This window comes from Pseudomonas sivasensis, assembly GCF_052938085.1.
Genome location: NZ_CP176442.1, coordinates 5,325,480 through 5,342,715 on the forward strand (window position 1 = coordinate 5,325,480; position 17,236 = coordinate 5,342,715).

Here is a 17,236-nt window from a genome sequence, read left to right on the forward strand (position 1 = left end):
GAAAAACGATCTTATGGACGGCCAGCGGGCCGTGTTCGAGCGAGGCATGCTAGCACAGCACCTTCTTCTATTCAGGGAGCCAGCTAGATCGAAACGATATAAGAATATGCCCCCAGGTTTGGCGCTCAAATCGGGTTGGGACAATCGATAAACAGATGCTCCAGGGCGAAACGTCGCGCTAAATAATCTCCCAAAGCCTGCACACCGTAGCGCTCGGTTGCGTGGTGCCCGGCGGCAATGAAGCTGATGTCGTTTTCCCGCGCACTGTGGAAGGTTTGCTCGGAAGCTTCACCGCTGAGGAACAGATCAACGCCGGCGGCAATCCCATGGTCGATGTAGCCTTGGCCACCGCCGGTGCACCAGCCGACGCGGCGGATCATCTCGCTGCCTTCGATCAGCAGCGGTTCGCGGCCCATGACGTCCTGTACGCGGCGGGCGAAGTCACGGGGCGACAAAGGTTCGGCGAGGGAGCCGACGAGGCCGACGATCTTGGGGTTGCTTGGGTCCAGCGGGCCCTCGACGGTGATGTCCAACTGCTTGGCAAGCTGCACGTTGTTGCCGACGTCGGGGTGCAGGTCCAACGGCAGGTGGTAGGCCAGGAGACTGATGTCGTGCTTGAGCAGGGTTTTCAGTCGCCGTTGCTTCATGCCGGTGATGCAGGGGTTTTCGCCTTTCCAGAAATAACCGTGGTGCACCAGGATCAAATCGGCCTGGGCTTCGACGGCTGCGTCCAGCAGGGCTTGGCTGGCGGTCACGCCGCTGACGATGCGCATCACCTGCGGGCGACCTTCGACTTGCAGCCCGTTGGGGCAGTAGTCGGGGATTTTTGCACTGCCGAGGTAGCGGTCTGCTTCCTCAACGAGGGTGGTAAGGGGGACGGCCATAAAAGACTCCTAAATATCCCGTTCCGAGGCGCTCGCAGCCTCGTATAATGCGCGACATTATGGGCGCTCTCCCGCCCCCTGCAACCTGTCAGGACTTACTTGATGCTCAAGGCACTGCGTTTTTTTGGATGGCCATTGTTGGCTGGCGTGCTGATCGCGATGCTGATTATTCAGCGTTTCCCCCAATGGGTGGGCTTACCGAGCCTTGATGTGAACCTGCAACAGGCACCGCAAACCAGCGCGGTGGTACAAGGCCCGGTGACATACGCGGACGCAGTGGTCATTGCCGCGCCGGCAGTGGTCAACCTGTACACCACCAAGGTCATCAACAAACCAGCGCATCCGCTGTTTGAAGACCCACAGTTCCGCCGCTATTTCGGCGACAACGGGCCCAAGCAACGGCGCATGGAGTCCAGCTTGGGTTCCGGGGTGATCATGAGCCCCGAGGGCTACATCCTCACCAACAACCACGTTACCACCGGCGCCGACCAGATTGTGGTGGCCCTGCGTGATGGTCGCGAGACCCTGGCTCGTGTGGTGGGCAGCGACCCGGAAACGGATCTGGCGGTATTGAAGATCGATTTGAAAAGCCTGCCGTCCATCACTCTCGGCCGCTCCGATGGACTGCGGGTGGGTGATGTGGCACTGGCCATCGGCAACCCGTTCGGGGTGGGACAGACGGTGACCATGGGCATCATCAGCGCCACCGGACGCAACCAGCTGGGGCTTAACAGCTACGAAGATTTCATCCAGACCGACGCGGCGATCAACCCTGGCAACTCCGGCGGCGCGCTGGTGGATGCCAATGGCAACTTGACCGGTATCAACACGGCGATTTTCTCCAAGTCGGGCGGTTCCCAGGGCATCGGTTTTGCGATCCCGGTGAAGCTGGCGATGGAAGTGATGAAGTCGATCATCGAGCACGGCCAGGTGATTCGCGGCTGGCTGGGGATCGAAGTGCAGCCGCTGACCAAGGAACTGGCCGAGTCGTTTGGCCTGACCGGGCGCCCAGGCATTGTGGTCGCCGGGATCTTCCGCGACGGTCCGGCACAAAAAGCCGGGCTGCAATTGGGTGACGTGATCCTGAGCATCAACGGCGAACCGGCGGGTGATGGTCGCAAATCGATGAACCAGGTGGCACGGATCAAGCCGACCGATAAGGTGACGATCCTGGTGATGCGCAACGGCAAAGAGATCAAGTTGTCGGCGGAAATCGGACTGCGCCCGCCGCCTGCTCCGGTTAAAGAAGAGGAATAAGCCGCTTCGCTGAGGTGCCCGTTCGCGGGCACCTACAAGCCAACATTTCATAGCGATTCATTCTCATTGGTCATGTTATATTGTTTCAATATCGTTATTGGAACGCTCTATCATGCCGTCTCGAAGAACTGCCCCCTTGGCTGGCCTGGCCTTGGGCTTGCTGCTTGATCCCGCTTTTGCCGAAGAAACCACCGTCGAACTCGATACCATCAGCGTCACCACCGACGCCTATGAATCCGCAACCGGCCCAGTGAAGGGCTACCGCGCCACGCGTTCAGCCAGTGCGACTAAAACCGACACGGCCCTGCGCGATATCCCACAATCCATCAGCGTTATTCCGGCCACGGTGCTCAAGGACCTGGGCAGCACCAACGTGGAACGCGCCCTGGAATTCGCGGGCGGCGTATCCAAGCAAAATAACTTTGGCGGCCTGACACTCTACGAATACAGCGTGCGCGGCTTCACCACCTCAGAGTTCTATCAAGACGGTTTCAGCGCCAACCGTGGTTACCCGAGCACACCGGACGCGGCCACTATCGAACGCATCGAAGTGCTCAAAGGCCCCGCGGCCAGTTTGTACGGGCGTGGCGACCCAGGGGGCACCGTGAATATCGTGACCAAAAAACCTCAGCCAGAAGCCTTCACTACCCTGCAAACCAGTGCCGGCAGTTGGGACCGTTATCGCACCGCTCTCGACGTCAACACGCCGCTGGACAGCGAAGGCCACGTGCTGTCGCGGGTCAACCTGGCAGTCGAAGACAACCACAGCTTCCGCGATCACGTGCAGAGCAAGCGCGTGTTCGTCGCGCCCTCGTTCAGTTGGCAATTGGACCCAGACACCAGCCTGCTCGTCGAAAGTGAATTCGTGCGCCACAGCTCAACCTTCGACCGTGGCATCGTCGACGCCCCCGGCCTGTCACGCGAAACCTTCCTCGGCGAACCCAACGACGGAGACATCGACAACCACAACAATCGCATCCAGGCGACCCTCGAACATCACCTAAACGACGCCTGGAAACTGCGCCTGGCCAGCCACTACAAACAAGGCAGCCTGTGGGGCGACGCCTCGGAAAACCGCGCTCTCAATGCAGATGGCCATACCCTAAACCGCCGCTACCGCGAACGCTCCATGGGCTGGCACGACAGCATCACCCAGTTGGAACTGCGCGGCCTTTTCGACGTCGGCAGCTGGCAGCATGAACTGTTGATCGGCACTGAATACGAGGACTACCGCAAGAAGGAACGCGTGACGGCCATCGCCGGCAGCCCCGGTAGCTCGTACGCCATCGACATCTACAACCCGGTCTACGGCCAAACCAAACCCAATGGCATACGCTCCGGCACCGACTTTTTCGAGCACACCAAAAGCCACGCGCTTAACCTGCAAGACCAGATCGTCTTTACCGATCGCCTGCGCGGCATGGTCGGCGCACGCTTCGAGCATTTCCAGCAAAACGTCGACGACTTCACTCGAAACGTCCCACCGAGCCGGCAAACTCACGACGCTCTTACTCAGCGCGCCGGCCTGCTTTATCAACTCACCCCCGAAGTCGGCGTGTTCGCCAACGCCTCCACTTCGTTCAAACCCAACAGCGGCCTGGACGCGACAGGTAACACCTTCAAGCCCGAAGAAGGCGTGGGTTATGAAGTTGGGATCAAGAGCGAGCTGTTCGACGACCGCCTCAGCGCTACCCTCGCGGCGTTCCATATCGAAAAGGAAAACGTATTGGCCCTGGACCCGGCCACCAACACCAACCGTGCAATGGGCAAGGCGCGCAGCCAGGGCTTTGATCTGCAACTGACCGGGCAACTGACCGACGCGGTGCGAGTGATCGGCGCCTTCGCCTACATTGACGCCGAGGTGACCAAGGGCGACAAGGCCATTCCGGCGGGCAGCCGCATTCTCGGCGTGGCCAAGCGCAGCGGCAGTCTGTTGGGGGTGTATGAATTCCAGGACGGCGCCTTGCGCGGCTCAGACGTGGGCGCGGCGTTCACCTATGTGGGTGACCGCTCGGGTGAAGCCGGCAGCAGTTTTGAACTGCCGGCCTACCACACCGTGGATTTGCTGGCGCACTACAAAGCCACCGAGAACGTGACTGTGGGCCTGAATCTGAACAACCTGTTTGACGAGAAGTACTACGAGCGGTCCTACAGCAACTACTGGATCAGCCCCGGCGAACCGCGCAATCTCACCGTCAGCTTGAGCCTAAGCCTATAGGGACAACGGCGCTCTTTCGCACAAAGTATTGAGCGCCGCCGCCCACTGCGGATCATCATTCAAGCACGGCACCAACACCAACTCCTCGCCCCCCGCCTCGCGGAACTGCTCCAACCCGCGATCGCCAATTTCTTCCAGGGTCTCGATGCAATCGGCCACAAACGCCGGGCACATCACTAGCAGCTTTTTCACGCCTTGCTGGGCCAGCGCCTCCAGGCGAGCTTCAGTGTAGGGCTCGATCCACTTCGCACGGCCCAGACGCGATTGAAACGCCACCGACCATTTGCCATCCGGCAAACCCAGACGGGCGGCTACATCGCGGGCAACACTGAAACATTGTGCGCGATAGCATTTGGCAAGCACTTCAGGCGAGGCTTTCTTGCAGCAGTCGGCATCCTTGAAACAATGCTGGCCAGTCGGGTCGAGCTTAGTCAGATGGCGCTCGGGCAAACCATGGAAGCTCAGCAGCAAGTGATCGTAATCCTGCTCGACATAACGCCGTGCGCTCGCCGCCAGGGCATCAAGGTATTCCGGCTGGTCGTAGAACGGCTGCAGAATCGAGAGTCGCACATTCAGTTTCTTGCTTCGCACCACGCGCCGGGCTTCTTCGATCACCGTGGTCACGGTGCTGTCGGCGAACTGCGGGTACAACGGCGCCAGGGTGATCTTCTGAATACCCTGGGTGGCGAGGCGCGTCAGTGTCGTTTCCAGGGACGGCTCGCCATAACGCATGGCCAGTTCCACCGGGCCTTGTGTCCACTGCGCCGTCATCTGCTGTTGCAGGCGACGACTGAGCACAACCAGCGGCGAACCTTCATCCCACCAGATCGACGCATAGGCATGGGCCGACTGCTCGGGGCGCTTGATCAGGATCAGCGACACCAGCAATCGACGTACCGGCCACGGCAAGTCAATCACATAAGGGTCCATCAAAAACTGGTTAAGGTAGCTGCGCACATCCGCCACCGAAGTGGACGCCGGTGAACCCAGGTTGACCAGTAACAACGCGTGATCCGTCATGCAACATCCTATTTCTAGAGGCGGCTGGACAAGTCATCCAAAGCCGTATGCAACTCAGTGAACTGGAAAGTGAAACCGGCGGCCATCAAGCGTTCGGGAATCGCCTTCTGCCCGCCCAGCAACAGCCCCGACAACTCACCCAAGCCTACCTTCAGCGCAAAGGCTGGCATCGGCATGAACGCCGGGCGGTGCAGTACCTGGCCCAGGGTCTTGGCGAACTCGCGGTTACGCACTGGGTGTGGGGCGCAGGCATTATAAGGACCGCTGGCGTCATCCTTGTGCAGAAGAAAATCAATCAGGGCGATTTGATCCTTGATATGCACCCATGGCATCCACTGCCGACCATTACCGATAGGCCCGCCCAGCGCCAGTTTGAACGGCAGCAGCAGCCGCGACAAAAAGCCGCCCTCGGCCGCCAATACCAAACCGGTGCGCACCAGAACCACGCGCATGCCCAAAGCTTCGGCACGCTGGGCGGTTTCCTCCCAGGCGATACAGAGCTGGCTGGGAAAATCGTCCTGTACCGGACCACTGGCCTCGGTCAGTTCGCGCTCACCACCGTCGCCGTACCAGCCCACCGCCGAGCCGGAAATCAACACCGCCGGCTTTTGCGCAAGACCTTCCAGCCACGCCAACAGGGTTTCGGTAAGACCGATGCGACTGCTCCACAACAGCGCCTTGCGTTTGTGGGTCCAGGGACGATCGGCGATGGCGGCGCCGGCGAGGTTGACCACAGCGTCCACGACGCCGATCACCTCTTCCAGGCGCGCAACGCCCAGCACCTCGGCGCCACACAAGGCGGCAACCTCTTCGGGATGACGGCTCCACACGGTCAGGCGATGGCCTTGACCGAGCCAGTGTTGGCAGAGTTGGCGGCCGATCAAGCCGGTACCGCCGGTCAGCAAAATGTGCATGGGATCTTCCTCATGTAACGTTCGCCGCCGATCACTGGTCTATTTTATAAGCAGGGATCAATTTGTAATCGTGCGTGACTGTTGTTTAAGCCTCAGCTTTAACCATAGGCCACGCCACACGTTCAGGTACGCCAAAACTTATACCAAAAAACAATATTGTACAGCTATTGGTGTCGGCGTAGTCTGTACCCAACGGTAGAACGAGGCCCTCCATGACTGTCCCCATCGCGATCATCGGTACCGGCATCGCCGGTCTCTCCGCCGCCCGAGCGTTACGAGACGCCGGGCACGCTGTGCAACTCTTCGATAAAAGCCGCGGCAGTGGCGGCCGCATGTCCAGCAAGCGCAGTGATGCCGGTGCGCTGGACATGGGCGCCCAATACTTCACAGCCCGCGACCGACGCTTCGTCAATGAAGTGCAACGCTGGCAAAGCAACGGCTGGGCCGAGCAGTGGAAACCGCAGTTGTACAACTTCAAATCCGGCCAGCTCACCCCTTCCCCCGACGAGCAGATCCGCTGGGTAGGCTCACCGCGCATGAGCGCCATCACCCGTGCCCTGCTCGATGACTTGCCGGTGGAGTTCGGTTGCCGCATTACCGAGGTGTTCCAAGGGACTCAACACTGGAACCTGCTCGACGCTGACGGTGGCAATCATGGACCATTCAGCCACGTGATCATCGCCACGCCAGCGCCACAAGCCACCGCCCTGCTCGCTGCTGCGCCAAAGCTGGCCAGCGCCGCCGCAGGGGTAAAAATGGACCCCACCTGGGCCATCGCCCTGGCCTTCGACACCCCCCTTGATACGCCAATGGAAGGCTGCTTCGTGCAGGACAGCCCCCTCGACTGGCTGGCGCGTAACCGTAGCAAACCTGGACGCGACACCACCCTCGACACCTGGGTGCTGCACGCCACCAGCGCCTGGAGCAAAGCCCACTTGGACCTGTCCAAGGAAGCCGTGATCGAACACCTGCACGGCGCCTTCGCCGAGTTACTGCACAGCGCCATGCCTGCGCCGTCGTTCAGCCTAGCGCACCGCTGGCTCTATGCGCGGCCGTCCAGCAGCCATGAATTCGGTGTGCTGGCCGATGCCGACCTGGGTCTGTACGTTTGTGGCGACTGGTGCCTGTCCGGTCGAGTGGAAGGCGCCTGGCTCAGTGGCCAGGAAGCCGCGCGACGCCTGATCGAGCACCTGCAATGAACCGCATCAACCCCGCCAAGCTGCTGCTGTCAAAGTGGACAGCAGCACATCCCCGTAATAAGGAAAAACACTTTTTGGTCACCGAGCTGTTTCGGGATGAAGAAGGCACGGTGCTGGAAATCGAGCTGCAAGCCATCATGACCAAACGCGGCGAACGCCTTCCGTGGCAGACCTTGCAGAATGCCGAGGCATGGAAAATGGGCTGGAAATAGTCTCCCCCGCAAAAAACCTGTACAAATAATTTGACTTGTACAGCTTCAGACCTATGATGAGATTAGTTGTACAGAAATCAACGCTTGTACAAGAATCTTGCAGAGGTTTGGCCATGTCCAGCAGCGCAAAACCGAAGATCGCTATCAGCGCCTGCCTAATAGGCGAGAACGTGCGCTTCAATGGCGGCCATAAACAGTCCCTGCTCTGCAGCCAAACCCTCGCCGACTACTTCGACTTTGTGCCCCTGTGCCCCGAAGTTGCGATCGGCCTGGGCATCCCCCGCGAACCGATCCGCCTGGTTGGCGACCCTGCCCATCCGCAGGCCGTGGGCACTGTGCGCCGCGAACTCAACGTGACCCAGCCCCTGAACGAATACGGCCAGCAGATGGCTGAAGAACATACCGATCTGTGCGGCTACATCTTCATGCAGAAGTCGCCGTCCTGTGGACTGGAGCGAGTCAAGGTGTACCGCGAAAACGGCACACCGGTCGACGGTGGCGGACGCGGCATCTATGCCCAGGCGTTTTGCGCGCGCCACCCCAACCTACCGGTCGAAGAAGACGGCCGACTGAACGACCCGGTGCTGCGGGAAAACTTCCTGACCCGCGTTTTCGTCTACGCCAGCTGGCAAAAGCTGCTGGCCGAAGGGCTGACCCGTCACCGCCTGCTGGCCTTTCACTCGCGCTACAAATACCTGCTGATGGCCCACAGTCCCGCCCATTACAAAAGCCTGGGTCACCTGCTGGGCAGCATGGGCAAAGGCACCGACCTCAATGAACTCGCCGAGTCTTACTTCAGCGATTTGATGACCGGCCTGACCAAATGCGCCACTCGCGGCACCCACACCAATGTGCTGCAACACATCAGCGGCTACCTCAAGCAAGTGATCAGCGCCGATGACAAGCAGGAAATGCAAACCGTCATCGGCCAATACCGCCACGGCATCGTGCCGCTGGTGGTGCCGCTGACGCTGCTCAAGCATCACTTTCGCCAACACCCGGACCGCTACATCGCGCAGCAGGCGTACCTGCAACCGCACCCGGAAAATCTCAGCCTGCGTAATGCGATCTAGACCATGAAAGCTGCCCTGCAAGACGAACCCGGCGAAGACATCGCTCAAGCCCTGGAAGACGGCTGGCTGCCGATCCGCGAAGTGGCGCGCCAGACCGGCGTCAACGCTGTGACCCTGCGCGCCTGGGAGCGTCGCTATGGCCTGATCGTGCCCCAGCGCACACCCAAGGGCCATCGGCTGTTCAGCGCCGACCATGTACAACGCATCCACGCCATCCTCACCTGGCTCAATCGCGGCGTGCCGGTCAGCCAGGTGAAGCACCTGATCGACTCTGCCCAGGCCAACACCGATACGTCGCAGAATGAATGGCACACCCTGCGCCAGACCTTGGTACAGGCCATCAGCGAACTGACCGAACGCCGGGTCGACGATGCCTTCAACCAGGCCATGGCGCTGTACCCGCCGCGCACCCTGTGTGAGCAACTGCTACTGCCGCTGATCAAGGAGCTGGAGCAGCGTTGGCAGGGCCAGTTCGGCGCGCAGATGGAGCGGGTATTTTTCCTGTCCTGGCTGCGCAGCAAGTTCGGTGCGCGCATCTACCACAACAATCGCCAGTTGCACGGTGCGCCGCTGCTGCTGATTAACCAGTCCGACCTGCCCCTGGAGCCGCATTTGTGGCTCAGCGCCTGGCTGGCCAGCAGCGCCGACTGCCCCGTGGAAGTGTTTGACTGGCCGCTGCCCGCCGGCGAGCTGGCCCTTGCAGTCGAGCACCTGCAACCGCGCGCGGTCCTGCTGTATTCAAGCAAAGCCCTGCACCTGCCGGGCCTGACCAAGCTGCTCACGGGCGTCAGTCGCCCGACGCTGCTCGTCGGACCAACGGTCTGCATCCATCAGGCGGAGTTAGCCGTATTAACCCATGACACTCCTGAATTATTCGTGGCCGAAGATGTGTTGTCGGCCCACCAGCTACTGATACAGCGTGGACTTATTTAAATGCACTTGATCTGGCTGCGCACCGACCTGCGCCTACACGACAACACCGCCTTGGCCGCCGCGACCCAGCGAGGCCCGGTTGCCGCCGTGTACCTGATCACGCCTGAGCAATGGCTGGCCCACGATGATGCTCCGTGCAAGGTCGACTTCTGGCTGCGCAACCTGCAGCACTTGAGCAAAGACTTAGGCGAGCTGAACATTCCCCTGCTGATCCGCACAGCTGCCACCTGGGACCAGGCGCCCAGCGTGCTCAGCGAACTGTGCCGGGACCTGTCGGCGCAATCGCTGCACGTCAACGAGGAGTACGGCATTCATGAAAGCCGTCGTGACGCCGCCGTGGCCCAGGCGCTGGAAGCCGAGGGCGTGACCTTCCACAGTTACCTTGATCAATTGTTCTTCCAACCGGGCAGTGTGCTGACCAAGACCGGCACCTACTTCCAGGTCTTCAGTCAGTTCCGCAAGGTCTGCTACACACGGCTGCACAGCGCGCTTCCACAGTTAGTGCCCACGCCAAAGGCCCAGGCCAAACTCGACCTTAAAAGCGATCCGGTGCCGACCACCGTAGCAGGCTTCGAGCCGCCCAGCGACACCCTGCGTGCCCTATGGCCAGCCGGTGAGGACGAAGCCCGGCGGCGCCTGGATGCATTCGCCGACCAGCAGATCAGCTACTACAAAGACGAGCGCGACTTCCCCGCCAAGCCCGGTACCAGCCAGCTGTCGGCCTACCTCGCTGCCGGCGTGGTTTCGCCGCGCCAGTGCCTGCATGCAGCGTTGCAGAGCAACCAAGGCGAATTCGAAAGTGGCGACATCGGCGCCATCACCTGGATCAACGAACTGCTCTGGCGTGAGTTCTATAAACACATTCTGGTGGGCTACCCACGGGTGTCCCGTCACCGTGCGTTCCGCCCCGAGACCGAGGACGTGGCCTGGCGTGATGCGCCCAAGGATCTGGCAGCCTGGCAAGAAGCTCGCACTGGCCTGCCGATCATCGACGCCGCCATGCGTCAATTGCTGGAAACCGGCTGGATGCACAACCGCCTGCGCATGGTAGTGGCAATGTTCCTGACCAAAAACCTGCTGATCGACTGGCGTGAAGGCGAGCGCTTCTTCATGCGTCACCTGATCGACGGCGACTTGGCCGCCAATAACGGTGGCTGGCAGTGGAGCTCGTCCACCGGTACCGACTCGGCGCCCTACTTCCGGATTTTCAGCCCGCTGAGCCAGTCAGAAAAATTCGACAGCGAAGGCGTGTTCATCAAGCACTGGCTGCCGGAATTGGCCGCACTGAATAAAAAGGAAGTGCATAACCCCGAAGCCGCCGGTGGTCTGTTTGGCGTGGCAGATTATCCGCGCTCGATTGTCGACTTGAAGAAGTCCCGCGAGCGCGCCCTGGCCGCCTTCCGTAGCCTGCCTTCACGTCAATCGGTCGTCGAACATGAGTGACTTCCTGCAACGCTTCGCCCAAACCTTCGCCACGCTGGACAAGCACAACCTGCACCTGCTCGACAGCCTGTACAGCAAGGACATTGCCTTTACCGACCCGCTGCACGAGGTCCATGGGCTGACCGCGTTGCACAGTTATTTCGCCGAGTTGTACAGCAACGTCAGCCAACTGCGCTTCGACTTCCACGGTTTCGACCAAGTGGCCGAAGGCGAAGGCTACCTGCGCTGGAAAATGAGTTTTTGCCACCCGCGCCTGGCCAACGGCCAAGTCATCCGGGTGGAAGGATGCTCGCACCTGATGTGGCGTGACAAGGTGTACCGCCACCGCGATTACTTCGATGCCGGCGCAATGCTCTACGAGCACCTGCCCGTGCTGGGCAGAGTCGTCAGTTGGCTCAAAAGGAGAGTGGGATGAACGCAGTGTCGCCACGTCGTTATTGGCTGACCGGTGCCAGCAGTGGGATAGGCGCCGCCTTGGCCGTGGAGCTGCTTAACAGCGGCGCCCATGTCGCCTTGAGTTCTCGCACCCAGGCACCGCTGGATGCGCTGGCTCTACGCTACCCCGGCCAAGTGTTGGTGGTGGCCGGTGACCTGACCAACAGCCAGACCGTGCGCGAAATTGGCGAGCACATCGGTGACGTCTGGGGCTCGCTCGACACCGTGATCCTTAACGCCGGCACCTGTGAATATGTCGACGCCAAGCAGTTTGATTCATCGATCATCGAGCATGTGGTGCGCACCAACCTGCTGGCCAGCAGTTATTGCATCGAAGCGGCCCTGCCGTTGTTGCGTGTCGGGCGTGCACCGCATCTGGTGGGCGTTGCCAGCGCCGTGACCTACCTGCCGATGCCCCGCGCAGAAGCCTATGGCGCGTCCAAGGCCGGCCTGCGTTATCTGTTCGAGTCCCTGCGCATCAGCCTGTCGCCGGAAAATATCGATGTCACCGTGATCAGCCCGGGCTTCGTCGATACACCACTGACCGAGCGCAATGACTTCCCGATGCCCCTGAGCTGGCCGGCCGACAAGGCTGCTCGGCATATATTCTCCAAGCTGGACAAACGCCCACTGGAAATCGCCTTCCCGGCCTTGTTTATCGCCACCCTGTGGCCGCTGTCGAAACTGCCTAATCGCGCGCAATTGATCATCGGCAAACGCATGCTGCGCAGCCCGCCACCGAAAAAGGACGACCTGTGAAGATCGCCATTATCGGCAGCGGCATTGCTGGCCTGACCAGCGCCTACCTGCTTAGCCGCAGTCACGAAGTCACCGTGTTCGAAGCGGGCGACCGTATCGGCGGGCATACCCATACGGTCAACGTCAGCGTCGACGGCAAAAGCTACGCAGTGGATACCGGCTTCATCGTGTTCAACGACTGGACCTACCCCAACTTCATCCGCTTGCTGGGGCAGATCGGTGTCTCGTTCAAACCCACCGAAATGAGCTTTTCGGTGTGTGACGAAAAAACCCGGTTCGAATACAACGGCAATAACCTCAACAGCCTGTTCGCCCAGCGCCGCAATATCCTGTCGCCGGGCTTCTGGGGCATGTTGCGCGACATCCTGCGGTTCAACCGCCAGGCACCGCTGGACCTGCAGGAGCAACGCATCAGTGCCGAGATGACCTTGGGCGATTACCTCACGGCCGGCGGCTACGGCGAGCGCTTTGTGCGGCACTACATCGTGCCGATGGGTGCGGCGATCTGGTCGATGTCCCTGGCGGACATGCTGAGTTTTCCGCTGCAATTCTTTGTGCGCTTCTTCAAGAACCACGGCTTGCTGTCGGTGAACAACCGGCCGCAGTGGTGTGTGATCGAAGGTGGATCCAGCAGCTATATCGAACCGCTGACCCGCGGCTTTCGCGAGCAGATCCGCCTCAACAGCCCTGTGCATAACGTCGAGCGCACCGAGCAAGGCGTAGTTATCCACAGTCCTGCCGGCAGCGAGGCATTTGATCGGGTGGTATTCGCCTGTCATAGCGACCAGGCGCTGGCATTGCTCGCCGACCCAAGCCAGGCCGAACAAGAGATTCTCGGTGCCCTGCCCTACGCCGACAACGACGTGGTTTTGCACACCGACACGCGCCTGCTGCCCGACCGCAAACTGGCCTGGGCCAGTTGGAATTACCGGCTGAGCGGTAACATCCAGACTCAGGCCGCCGTCACCTATGACATGAACATCCTGCAAGGCATCGACAGCGCCACCACCTTTTGCGTCAGCCTCAACCAGACGCCGATGATCAACCCGCTGAAGATCCTCGCGCGCTTCACCTACGCGCATCCGCAATACAGCCTGGCGGCAGTGGCCGCGCAAAACCGCTGGGAAGAACTGGCCGGCGTTCGCAACACGTTTTATTGCGGCGCCTATTGGGCCAATGGTTTCCACGAAGACGGCGTGGTCAGTGCGCTGCGCGTGGCCCAGGCCTTTGGGGAAACCCTGTGAACAGCGCCCTGTACAGCGGCTGGATTGCCCATCGACGGTTTGCGCCCAAGGCCCATGCCTTTCGCTACCGCATCGGCCTGCTGTACCTGGATTTGAGCGAACAAGACCACGTCCTCGGGCTGTCACCGTTGGCCGGACCAAGTCGCCTGGCGCCCTTCGGCTTTCGTCAGCAGGACTATCTGCGTGAATTCACGCGTCACGGCATGAGCTTGAGCGATGCCGTGCGCCAGGAAGTCGGCAAGGCTCTGGGGCATACGCCTCAGGGCGTTATCTGCCTACTGACCCAGGCCCGCAGTTGGGGCCTGGCTTTTAATCCCGTGAGTTTCTTCTACTGTTTCGAGGCCGATGGGCAACTGGCCGCGATCTTGTGTGAAGTGACCAACACCCCGTGGCGCGAGCGCTACCACTACGTACTGCCGGCCCAAGCCCTGGGCGCTGATGAGCACCAGCATTTCGCGGTGGCCAAGGCCTTCCATGTGTCGCCGTTCCTGCCTCGCGACCTGGAATACCGCATGAGCTTCAGCCCGCCCGCAGACAGGCTCGGCGTGCACATGGCCGACTGGCAGGGCGAGCTGAAAGTCTTCGACGCCACCTTGAGCCTGCAAAAGGAAGCGCTGACCCGCGCCAGCCTGCATCGCTACTTGTGGCGATTTCCGTGGATGACCGCCAAGACTTGCCTGGCCATTTACTGGCAGGCGATACGCCTGTTTCTTAAACGCACACCGATTTTTCCCCACCGGGCCGCCGATGGCGCCTCTCGTACAGCAGTCGGGTATACCAAGGATCGCCGCCATGAAATCCCCTAGCTTATCGGTCAAGACCAGCCGCCTGAACGTCAACGGCGTGACCAGTGCGCTGCTGCGCAAGGGCGTACTGCGCCAACTCAGCCAATTGCGCCATGGCCAATTGGTGGTGATCGAGGACGGCGAACGGCAAGTGTTCGGCGCACGGGAAGCGCACTTGCTGGGGGAAATCCAGATCCTCGACCCTGCGGTGTGGGGCCTGGTGGCGGCCAACGGTTCCATCGGCGCCGGCGAGGCGTTTATTCACGGTTATTGGAGCAGTCCGGACCTGACCGCGGTGGTACGTGTGATGGTCAGCAACCTGGACGTGCTCGACGCCATGGAAGGTGGCCTGGCGCGGCTGGCACGCCCGTTCACTCAAGGTCTGCACTGGCTCAACCGCAATACGCGCAAGGGCTCGCAGAAAAACATCGCCGCGCACTACGACCTTGGCAATGACCTGTTCGAAGAATTCCTCGACCCGACCATGATGTATTCGGCGGCGCAATTTCTGAGCGACGACGACACCCTGGAACAGGCGCAACTGAATAAGCTTGAACGCATCTGCCAGAAACTCGCGCTCAAACCCACCGACCACCTGCTGGAAATCGGCACCGGTTGGGGCAGCATGGCGCTATACGCGGCGCAACACTATGGCTGCAAGGTCACCACCACGACCTTGTCCAAGGAGCAATTCGCCTACACCGAAAAACGCATCGAAACCCTCGGTTTGCAAGGCCAGGTCACGCTGCTGCTGAGCGACTATCGCGACCTCAACGGCCAATACGACAAGCTGGTGTCCATCGAGATGATCGAAGCCGTGGGCCATCGCTTTCTGCCCACCTACTTCAAACAGTGCGCGCATTTGCTCAAGAGCGATGGGCTGATGCTGCTGCAGGCCATCACGATCCGTGAGCAACGGTTTGAGCAGGCCAAGAACAGCGTGGACTTTATCCAGCGCTACATTTTCCCCGGCGGCGCCCTGCCCAGTGTGCAGAACATGCTGCAGATCGTCAGCCGCGACACCGATATGAACCTGCTGCACATGGAAGACTTTGGTCTGCACTACGCGCGAACCTTGCGCCTGTGGCATGAGAACTTTCGCCGCGCCCACGGCCGTCTGACGGAGCTGGGCTATGACGAATACTTTTTGCGGTTGTGGGAGTTTTACCTCTGCTACTGCGAAGGTGGCTTTATGGAGCGCACCATCGGCACCGCGCAATTGCTGCTGGCCAAACCGGCAGCCATCAACCCGCCGTTGCTCGGGCGCTTCAATGCTTAAAACCCTGGCCAATGCCGCGCTGTTCCAGTGCGGCTGGTTTGCCTGTGTGCTGGGCGGCGACAGCCTGTGGCTGCTGGTTGGCCTGGCGGTGCTGGCCGTTCACCTGCTGTGGATAAGTGAGTGGGCCAAGGACGGTGTACTGATCATCAGCGTGATGCTGGTGGGCACCGCAGTGGACACGCTGTTGCGCGCCGTAGGGGTTTTCCAGTTCAGCGAGCCGGGGCCATTGATTCCGTTCTGGTTGATGCTGCTATGGGCATTGCTGGCGACCACCCTGCGCCATTGCCTGGCCTGGAGTGCGCGGCCGTGGTGGCGTGCCGCACTGCTGGGCGGGATGGGCGGGCCGTTGTCCTACTACGCGGGGAGCCAATTGACCGATGTTCAATTTGGCTATGGCCTGGGCCCTACAATGGCCGGCCTGGCCGTGCTTTGGGCAGTGCTTTTTGTCGGGCTGCACCGGCTGGCACGCTGACGTCCGTCAGAGCATTCATACGTAAATGACCGGCTTGCCTTACACTGCTCGCCTATGACCAACATCCCCCACACCCAAATCACTGAGCCCACCGTCACCTGCTCGACGTGCGCGGCCTGCTGCTGCCAGCTGGAAGTCATGTTGATCACCGATACCGGCGTGCCGGAGCGCTATATAGACACCGACGACTGGGGCGGCGAAGTGATGCTGCGCCTGGACGACGGCTGGTGCGCGGCGCTGGATCGGGACACGATGATGTGCACGATTTATGAGCGTCGGCCGCTGATTTGTCGGGAATTCGAGATGGGCGCACCGGAGTGCCTGACCGAACGCGAAGGAATCGCCACGGCGTACCGCTGATCTAAGGCCAGTGACGACCTCAATGTGGAAGGGGGCTTGACCCCGATAGTGGTGGATCAGTTGGAAAATTCCGCGACTGACACTCCGCCATCGGGGCAAGCCCCCTCCCACAAGGTTTTGAATTACAGCGGCATCGTGTAGTGCAGTGAGTAGCTTTCTACACCGTCGTTATTGCTGCTGATCCCGGCATTGGAGTAGTGCGTGGCGCGAATGCCCACTTCATGCCCACCGGTGAAGCGCAGGCCGAAACCCAAGCGGTCTTCGAACTGGAAAGCCTGGCCGATGTTGTTGTCCTCCAGTTTGGTACGGGAGAACACCGCCACGCCGATCCCGGCTTCGATGTAGGGCTTGACCGACTGACCGGCAAATTCATACACAAAGACAGGCGAGAACGACAGGCTGCTGGCGCCTGCACGGTCATCACCTTCCCAATAGGTATAGGCGCCGCTCCAATAGCCGGTCAGGCGACCGACATCACTTTGCATCCAACTCTTGTCCCAATCCGACGTCAGCCCCAATCGATAGGTGAGCGTCGAATCACTGGTGGCCCCCAGGCCAAACTCAAGCCCGGCGGCCTGCGCCGAAAAAGAGTGTCCCACCACAGCGGCCGCAATCGCAGCCAAACAGAACAAGCGCTTCATAAGAAACATCCTTTCCGAACGAAGTTATATGGTTTTGTACAAGCAATCTGGCTATAGAAGCCTACGCAGTGCCAGAAGTTCAGCGTCTAATGGCGATATTTCACGAAA

General features: G+C 60.5%; 18 protein-coding genes. 14 read left to right on the forward strand and 4 right to left on the reverse strand.

All coding sequences use genetic code 11. The annotated features are described in order from the left end of the window. Positions 1-125: 125 nt before the first annotated feature. The gene (locus tag ACKZ62_RS24605; protein WP_032886163.1) at positions 126-884 is read right to left on the reverse strand and encodes a Nif3-like dinuclear metal center hexameric protein; all 759 of its coding nucleotides are present in this window, start codon (positions 882-884) and stop codon (positions 126-128) included. 102 nt (positions 885-986) lie between these two features. Between ACKZ62_RS24605 and algW the strand changes: the two genes are divergently transcribed. Together algW and ACKZ62_RS24615 are read left to right on the forward strand one after the other, a co-directional pair. Continuing rightward, positions 987-2,141 (forward strand): Do family serine endopeptidase AlgW, encoded by a 1,155-nt coding sequence (algW, locus tag ACKZ62_RS24610; protein WP_032886161.1) that lies wholly within the window; start codon positions 987-989, stop codon positions 2,139-2,141. A 112-nt stretch (positions 2,142-2,253) separates the two neighbouring features. After that, positions 2,254-4,359, forward strand: coding sequence for a TonB-dependent siderophore receptor (locus tag ACKZ62_RS24615; protein WP_447095938.1), 2,106 nt, complete (start codon positions 2,254-2,256; stop codon positions 4,357-4,359). Here ACKZ62_RS24615 and hemH read toward each other — a convergent pair. Both hemH and ACKZ62_RS24625 read right to left on the reverse strand, forming a co-directional pair. Then, the gene (gene hemH / locus ACKZ62_RS24620; protein WP_032886152.1) at positions 4,354-5,379 is read right to left on the reverse strand and encodes a ferrochelatase; all 1,026 of its coding nucleotides are present in this window, start codon (positions 5,377-5,379) and stop codon (positions 4,354-4,356) included. The two genes, ACKZ62_RS24615 and hemH, sit on opposite strands and share 6 nt — an antisense overlap. A 14-nt stretch (positions 5,380-5,393) precedes the next feature. Next, positions 5,394-6,293, reverse strand: a complete 900-nt coding sequence (locus ACKZ62_RS24625) for a TIGR01777 family oxidoreductase (protein WP_032886147.1) — start codon at positions 6,291-6,293, stop codon at positions 5,394-5,396. A gap of 212 nt (positions 6,294-6,505) precedes the next feature. Here ACKZ62_RS24625 and ACKZ62_RS24630 point away from each other — a divergent pair, with 212 nt between their 5' ends. The 12 genes from ACKZ62_RS24630 (at position 6,506) to ACKZ62_RS24685 (ending at position 16,487) form a co-directional block, all read left to right on the forward strand. After that, on the forward strand, positions 6,506-7,492 hold the full coding sequence (locus ACKZ62_RS24630; protein ID WP_095183781.1) for an NAD(P)/FAD-dependent oxidoreductase: 987 nt from the start codon (positions 6,506-6,508) through the stop codon (positions 7,490-7,492). Further along, positions 7,489-7,704 (forward strand): TIGR02450 family Trp-rich protein, encoded by a 216-nt coding sequence (locus tag ACKZ62_RS24635; protein WP_032886144.1) that lies wholly within the window; start codon positions 7,489-7,491, stop codon positions 7,702-7,704. The genes ACKZ62_RS24630 and ACKZ62_RS24635 overlap by 4 nt, the downstream gene beginning before the upstream one ends. A 113-nt stretch (positions 7,705-7,817) precedes the next feature. Continuing rightward, entirely contained in the window at positions 7,818-8,777 is a 960-nt protein-coding gene (locus ACKZ62_RS24640; RefSeq protein WP_447095939.1) for a YbgA family protein, read from the forward strand. A 3-nt stretch (positions 8,778-8,780) separates the two neighbouring features. Then, positions 8,781-9,710: a MerR family transcriptional regulator gene (locus ACKZ62_RS24645; RefSeq protein WP_095183779.1), complete on the forward strand. Its 930-nt coding sequence runs from the start codon at positions 8,781-8,783 to the stop codon at positions 9,708-9,710. Continuing rightward, positions 9,711-11,153, forward strand: a complete 1,443-nt coding sequence (gene phrB, locus ACKZ62_RS24650; protein WP_122764711.1) for a deoxyribodipyrimidine photo-lyase — start codon at positions 9,711-9,713, stop codon at positions 11,151-11,153. It abuts the gene before it with no gap. Then, positions 11,146-11,568: a nuclear transport factor 2 family protein gene (locus ACKZ62_RS24655; protein ID WP_032886136.1), complete on the forward strand. Its 423-nt coding sequence runs from the start codon at positions 11,146-11,148 to the stop codon at positions 11,566-11,568. Before phrB ends, ACKZ62_RS24655 begins: the two co-directional genes overlap by 8 nt. Continuing rightward, positions 11,565-12,347, forward strand: a complete 783-nt coding sequence (locus ACKZ62_RS24660; protein WP_032886135.1) for an SDR family NAD(P)-dependent oxidoreductase — start codon at positions 11,565-11,567, stop codon at positions 12,345-12,347. Before ACKZ62_RS24655 ends, ACKZ62_RS24660 begins: the two co-directional genes overlap by 4 nt. Then, positions 12,344-13,591 (forward strand): NAD(P)/FAD-dependent oxidoreductase, encoded by a 1,248-nt coding sequence (locus ACKZ62_RS24665; RefSeq protein ID WP_181642873.1) that lies wholly within the window; start codon positions 12,344-12,346, stop codon positions 13,589-13,591. The genes ACKZ62_RS24660 and ACKZ62_RS24665 overlap by 4 nt, the downstream gene beginning before the upstream one ends. After that, the gene (locus ACKZ62_RS24670) at positions 13,588-14,397 is read left to right on the forward strand and encodes a DUF1365 domain-containing protein (protein WP_447095940.1); all 810 of its coding nucleotides are present in this window, start codon (positions 13,588-13,590) and stop codon (positions 14,395-14,397) included. The genes ACKZ62_RS24665 and ACKZ62_RS24670 overlap by 4 nt, the downstream gene beginning before the upstream one ends. Next, complete coding sequence (locus ACKZ62_RS24675) at positions 14,384-15,655, forward strand: class I SAM-dependent methyltransferase (protein ID WP_447095941.1); 1,272 nt, start codon at positions 14,384-14,386, stop codon at positions 15,653-15,655. Before ACKZ62_RS24670 ends, ACKZ62_RS24675 begins: the two co-directional genes overlap by 14 nt. Then, a complete protein-coding gene (locus ACKZ62_RS24680; protein WP_447095942.1) occupies positions 15,648-16,127 on the forward strand; it encodes a DUF2878 domain-containing protein in 480 nt (159 codons plus the stop codon). Before ACKZ62_RS24675 ends, ACKZ62_RS24680 begins: the two co-directional genes overlap by 8 nt. Positions 16,128-16,181: 54 nt before the next feature. Then, on the forward strand, positions 16,182-16,487 hold the full coding sequence (locus tag ACKZ62_RS24685) for a YkgJ family cysteine cluster protein (protein ID WP_032886126.1): 306 nt from the start codon (positions 16,182-16,184) through the stop codon (positions 16,485-16,487). A gap of 122 nt (positions 16,488-16,609) precedes the next feature. Here ACKZ62_RS24685 and ACKZ62_RS24690 read toward each other — a convergent pair whose 3' ends face one another. Continuing rightward, on the reverse strand, positions 16,610-17,128 hold the full coding sequence (locus tag ACKZ62_RS24690) for an acyloxyacyl hydrolase (protein WP_032886125.1): 519 nt from the start codon (positions 17,126-17,128) through the stop codon (positions 16,610-16,612). Positions 17,129-17,236: the final 108 nt, after the last annotated feature.

What these genes read in the sequence shown, in the direction of transcription:
- ACKZ62_RS24605 (WP_032886163.1), bottom strand. Translation starts at nt 884, where the DNA reads ATGGCCGTCCCCCTTACCACCCTCGTTGAGGAAGCAGACCGCTACCTC.
- algW (WP_032886161.1), top strand. Translation starts at nt 987, where the DNA reads ATGCTCAAGGCACTGCGTTTTTTTGGATGGCCATTGTTGGCTGGCGTG.
- ACKZ62_RS24615 (WP_447095938.1), top strand. Translation starts at nt 2,254, where the DNA reads ATGCCGTCTCGAAGAACTGCCCCCTTGGCTGGCCTGGCCTTGGGCTTG.
- hemH (WP_032886152.1), bottom strand. Translation starts at nt 5,379, where the DNA reads ATGACGGATCACGCGTTGTTACTGGTCAACCTGGGTTCACCGGCGTCC.
- ACKZ62_RS24625 (WP_032886147.1), bottom strand. Translation starts at nt 6,293, where the DNA reads ATGCACATTTTGCTGACCGGCGGTACCGGCTTGATCGGCCGCCAACTC.
- ACKZ62_RS24630 (WP_095183781.1), top strand. Translation starts at nt 6,506, where the DNA reads ATGACTGTCCCCATCGCGATCATCGGTACCGGCATCGCCGGTCTCTCC.
- ACKZ62_RS24635 (WP_032886144.1), top strand. Translation starts at nt 7,489, where the DNA reads ATGAACCGCATCAACCCCGCCAAGCTGCTGCTGTCAAAGTGGACAGCA.
- ACKZ62_RS24640 (WP_447095939.1), top strand. Translation starts at nt 7,818, where the DNA reads ATGTCCAGCAGCGCAAAACCGAAGATCGCTATCAGCGCCTGCCTAATA.
- ACKZ62_RS24645 (WP_095183779.1), top strand. Translation starts at nt 8,781, where the DNA reads ATGAAAGCTGCCCTGCAAGACGAACCCGGCGAAGACATCGCTCAAGCC.
- phrB (WP_122764711.1), top strand. Translation starts at nt 9,711, where the DNA reads ATGCACTTGATCTGGCTGCGCACCGACCTGCGCCTACACGACAACACC.
- ACKZ62_RS24655 (WP_032886136.1), top strand. Translation starts at nt 11,146, where the DNA reads ATGAGTGACTTCCTGCAACGCTTCGCCCAAACCTTCGCCACGCTGGAC.
- ACKZ62_RS24660 (WP_032886135.1), top strand. Translation starts at nt 11,565, where the DNA reads ATGAACGCAGTGTCGCCACGTCGTTATTGGCTGACCGGTGCCAGCAGT.
- ACKZ62_RS24675 (WP_447095941.1), top strand. Translation starts at nt 14,384, where the DNA reads ATGAAATCCCCTAGCTTATCGGTCAAGACCAGCCGCCTGAACGTCAAC.
- ACKZ62_RS24680 (WP_447095942.1), top strand. Translation starts at nt 15,648, where the DNA reads ATGCTTAAAACCCTGGCCAATGCCGCGCTGTTCCAGTGCGGCTGGTTT.
- ACKZ62_RS24685 (WP_032886126.1), top strand. Translation starts at nt 16,182, where the DNA reads ATGACCAACATCCCCCACACCCAAATCACTGAGCCCACCGTCACCTGC.
- ACKZ62_RS24690 (WP_032886125.1), bottom strand. Translation starts at nt 17,128, where the DNA reads ATGAAGCGCTTGTTCTGTTTGGCTGCGATTGCGGCCGCTGTGGTGGGA.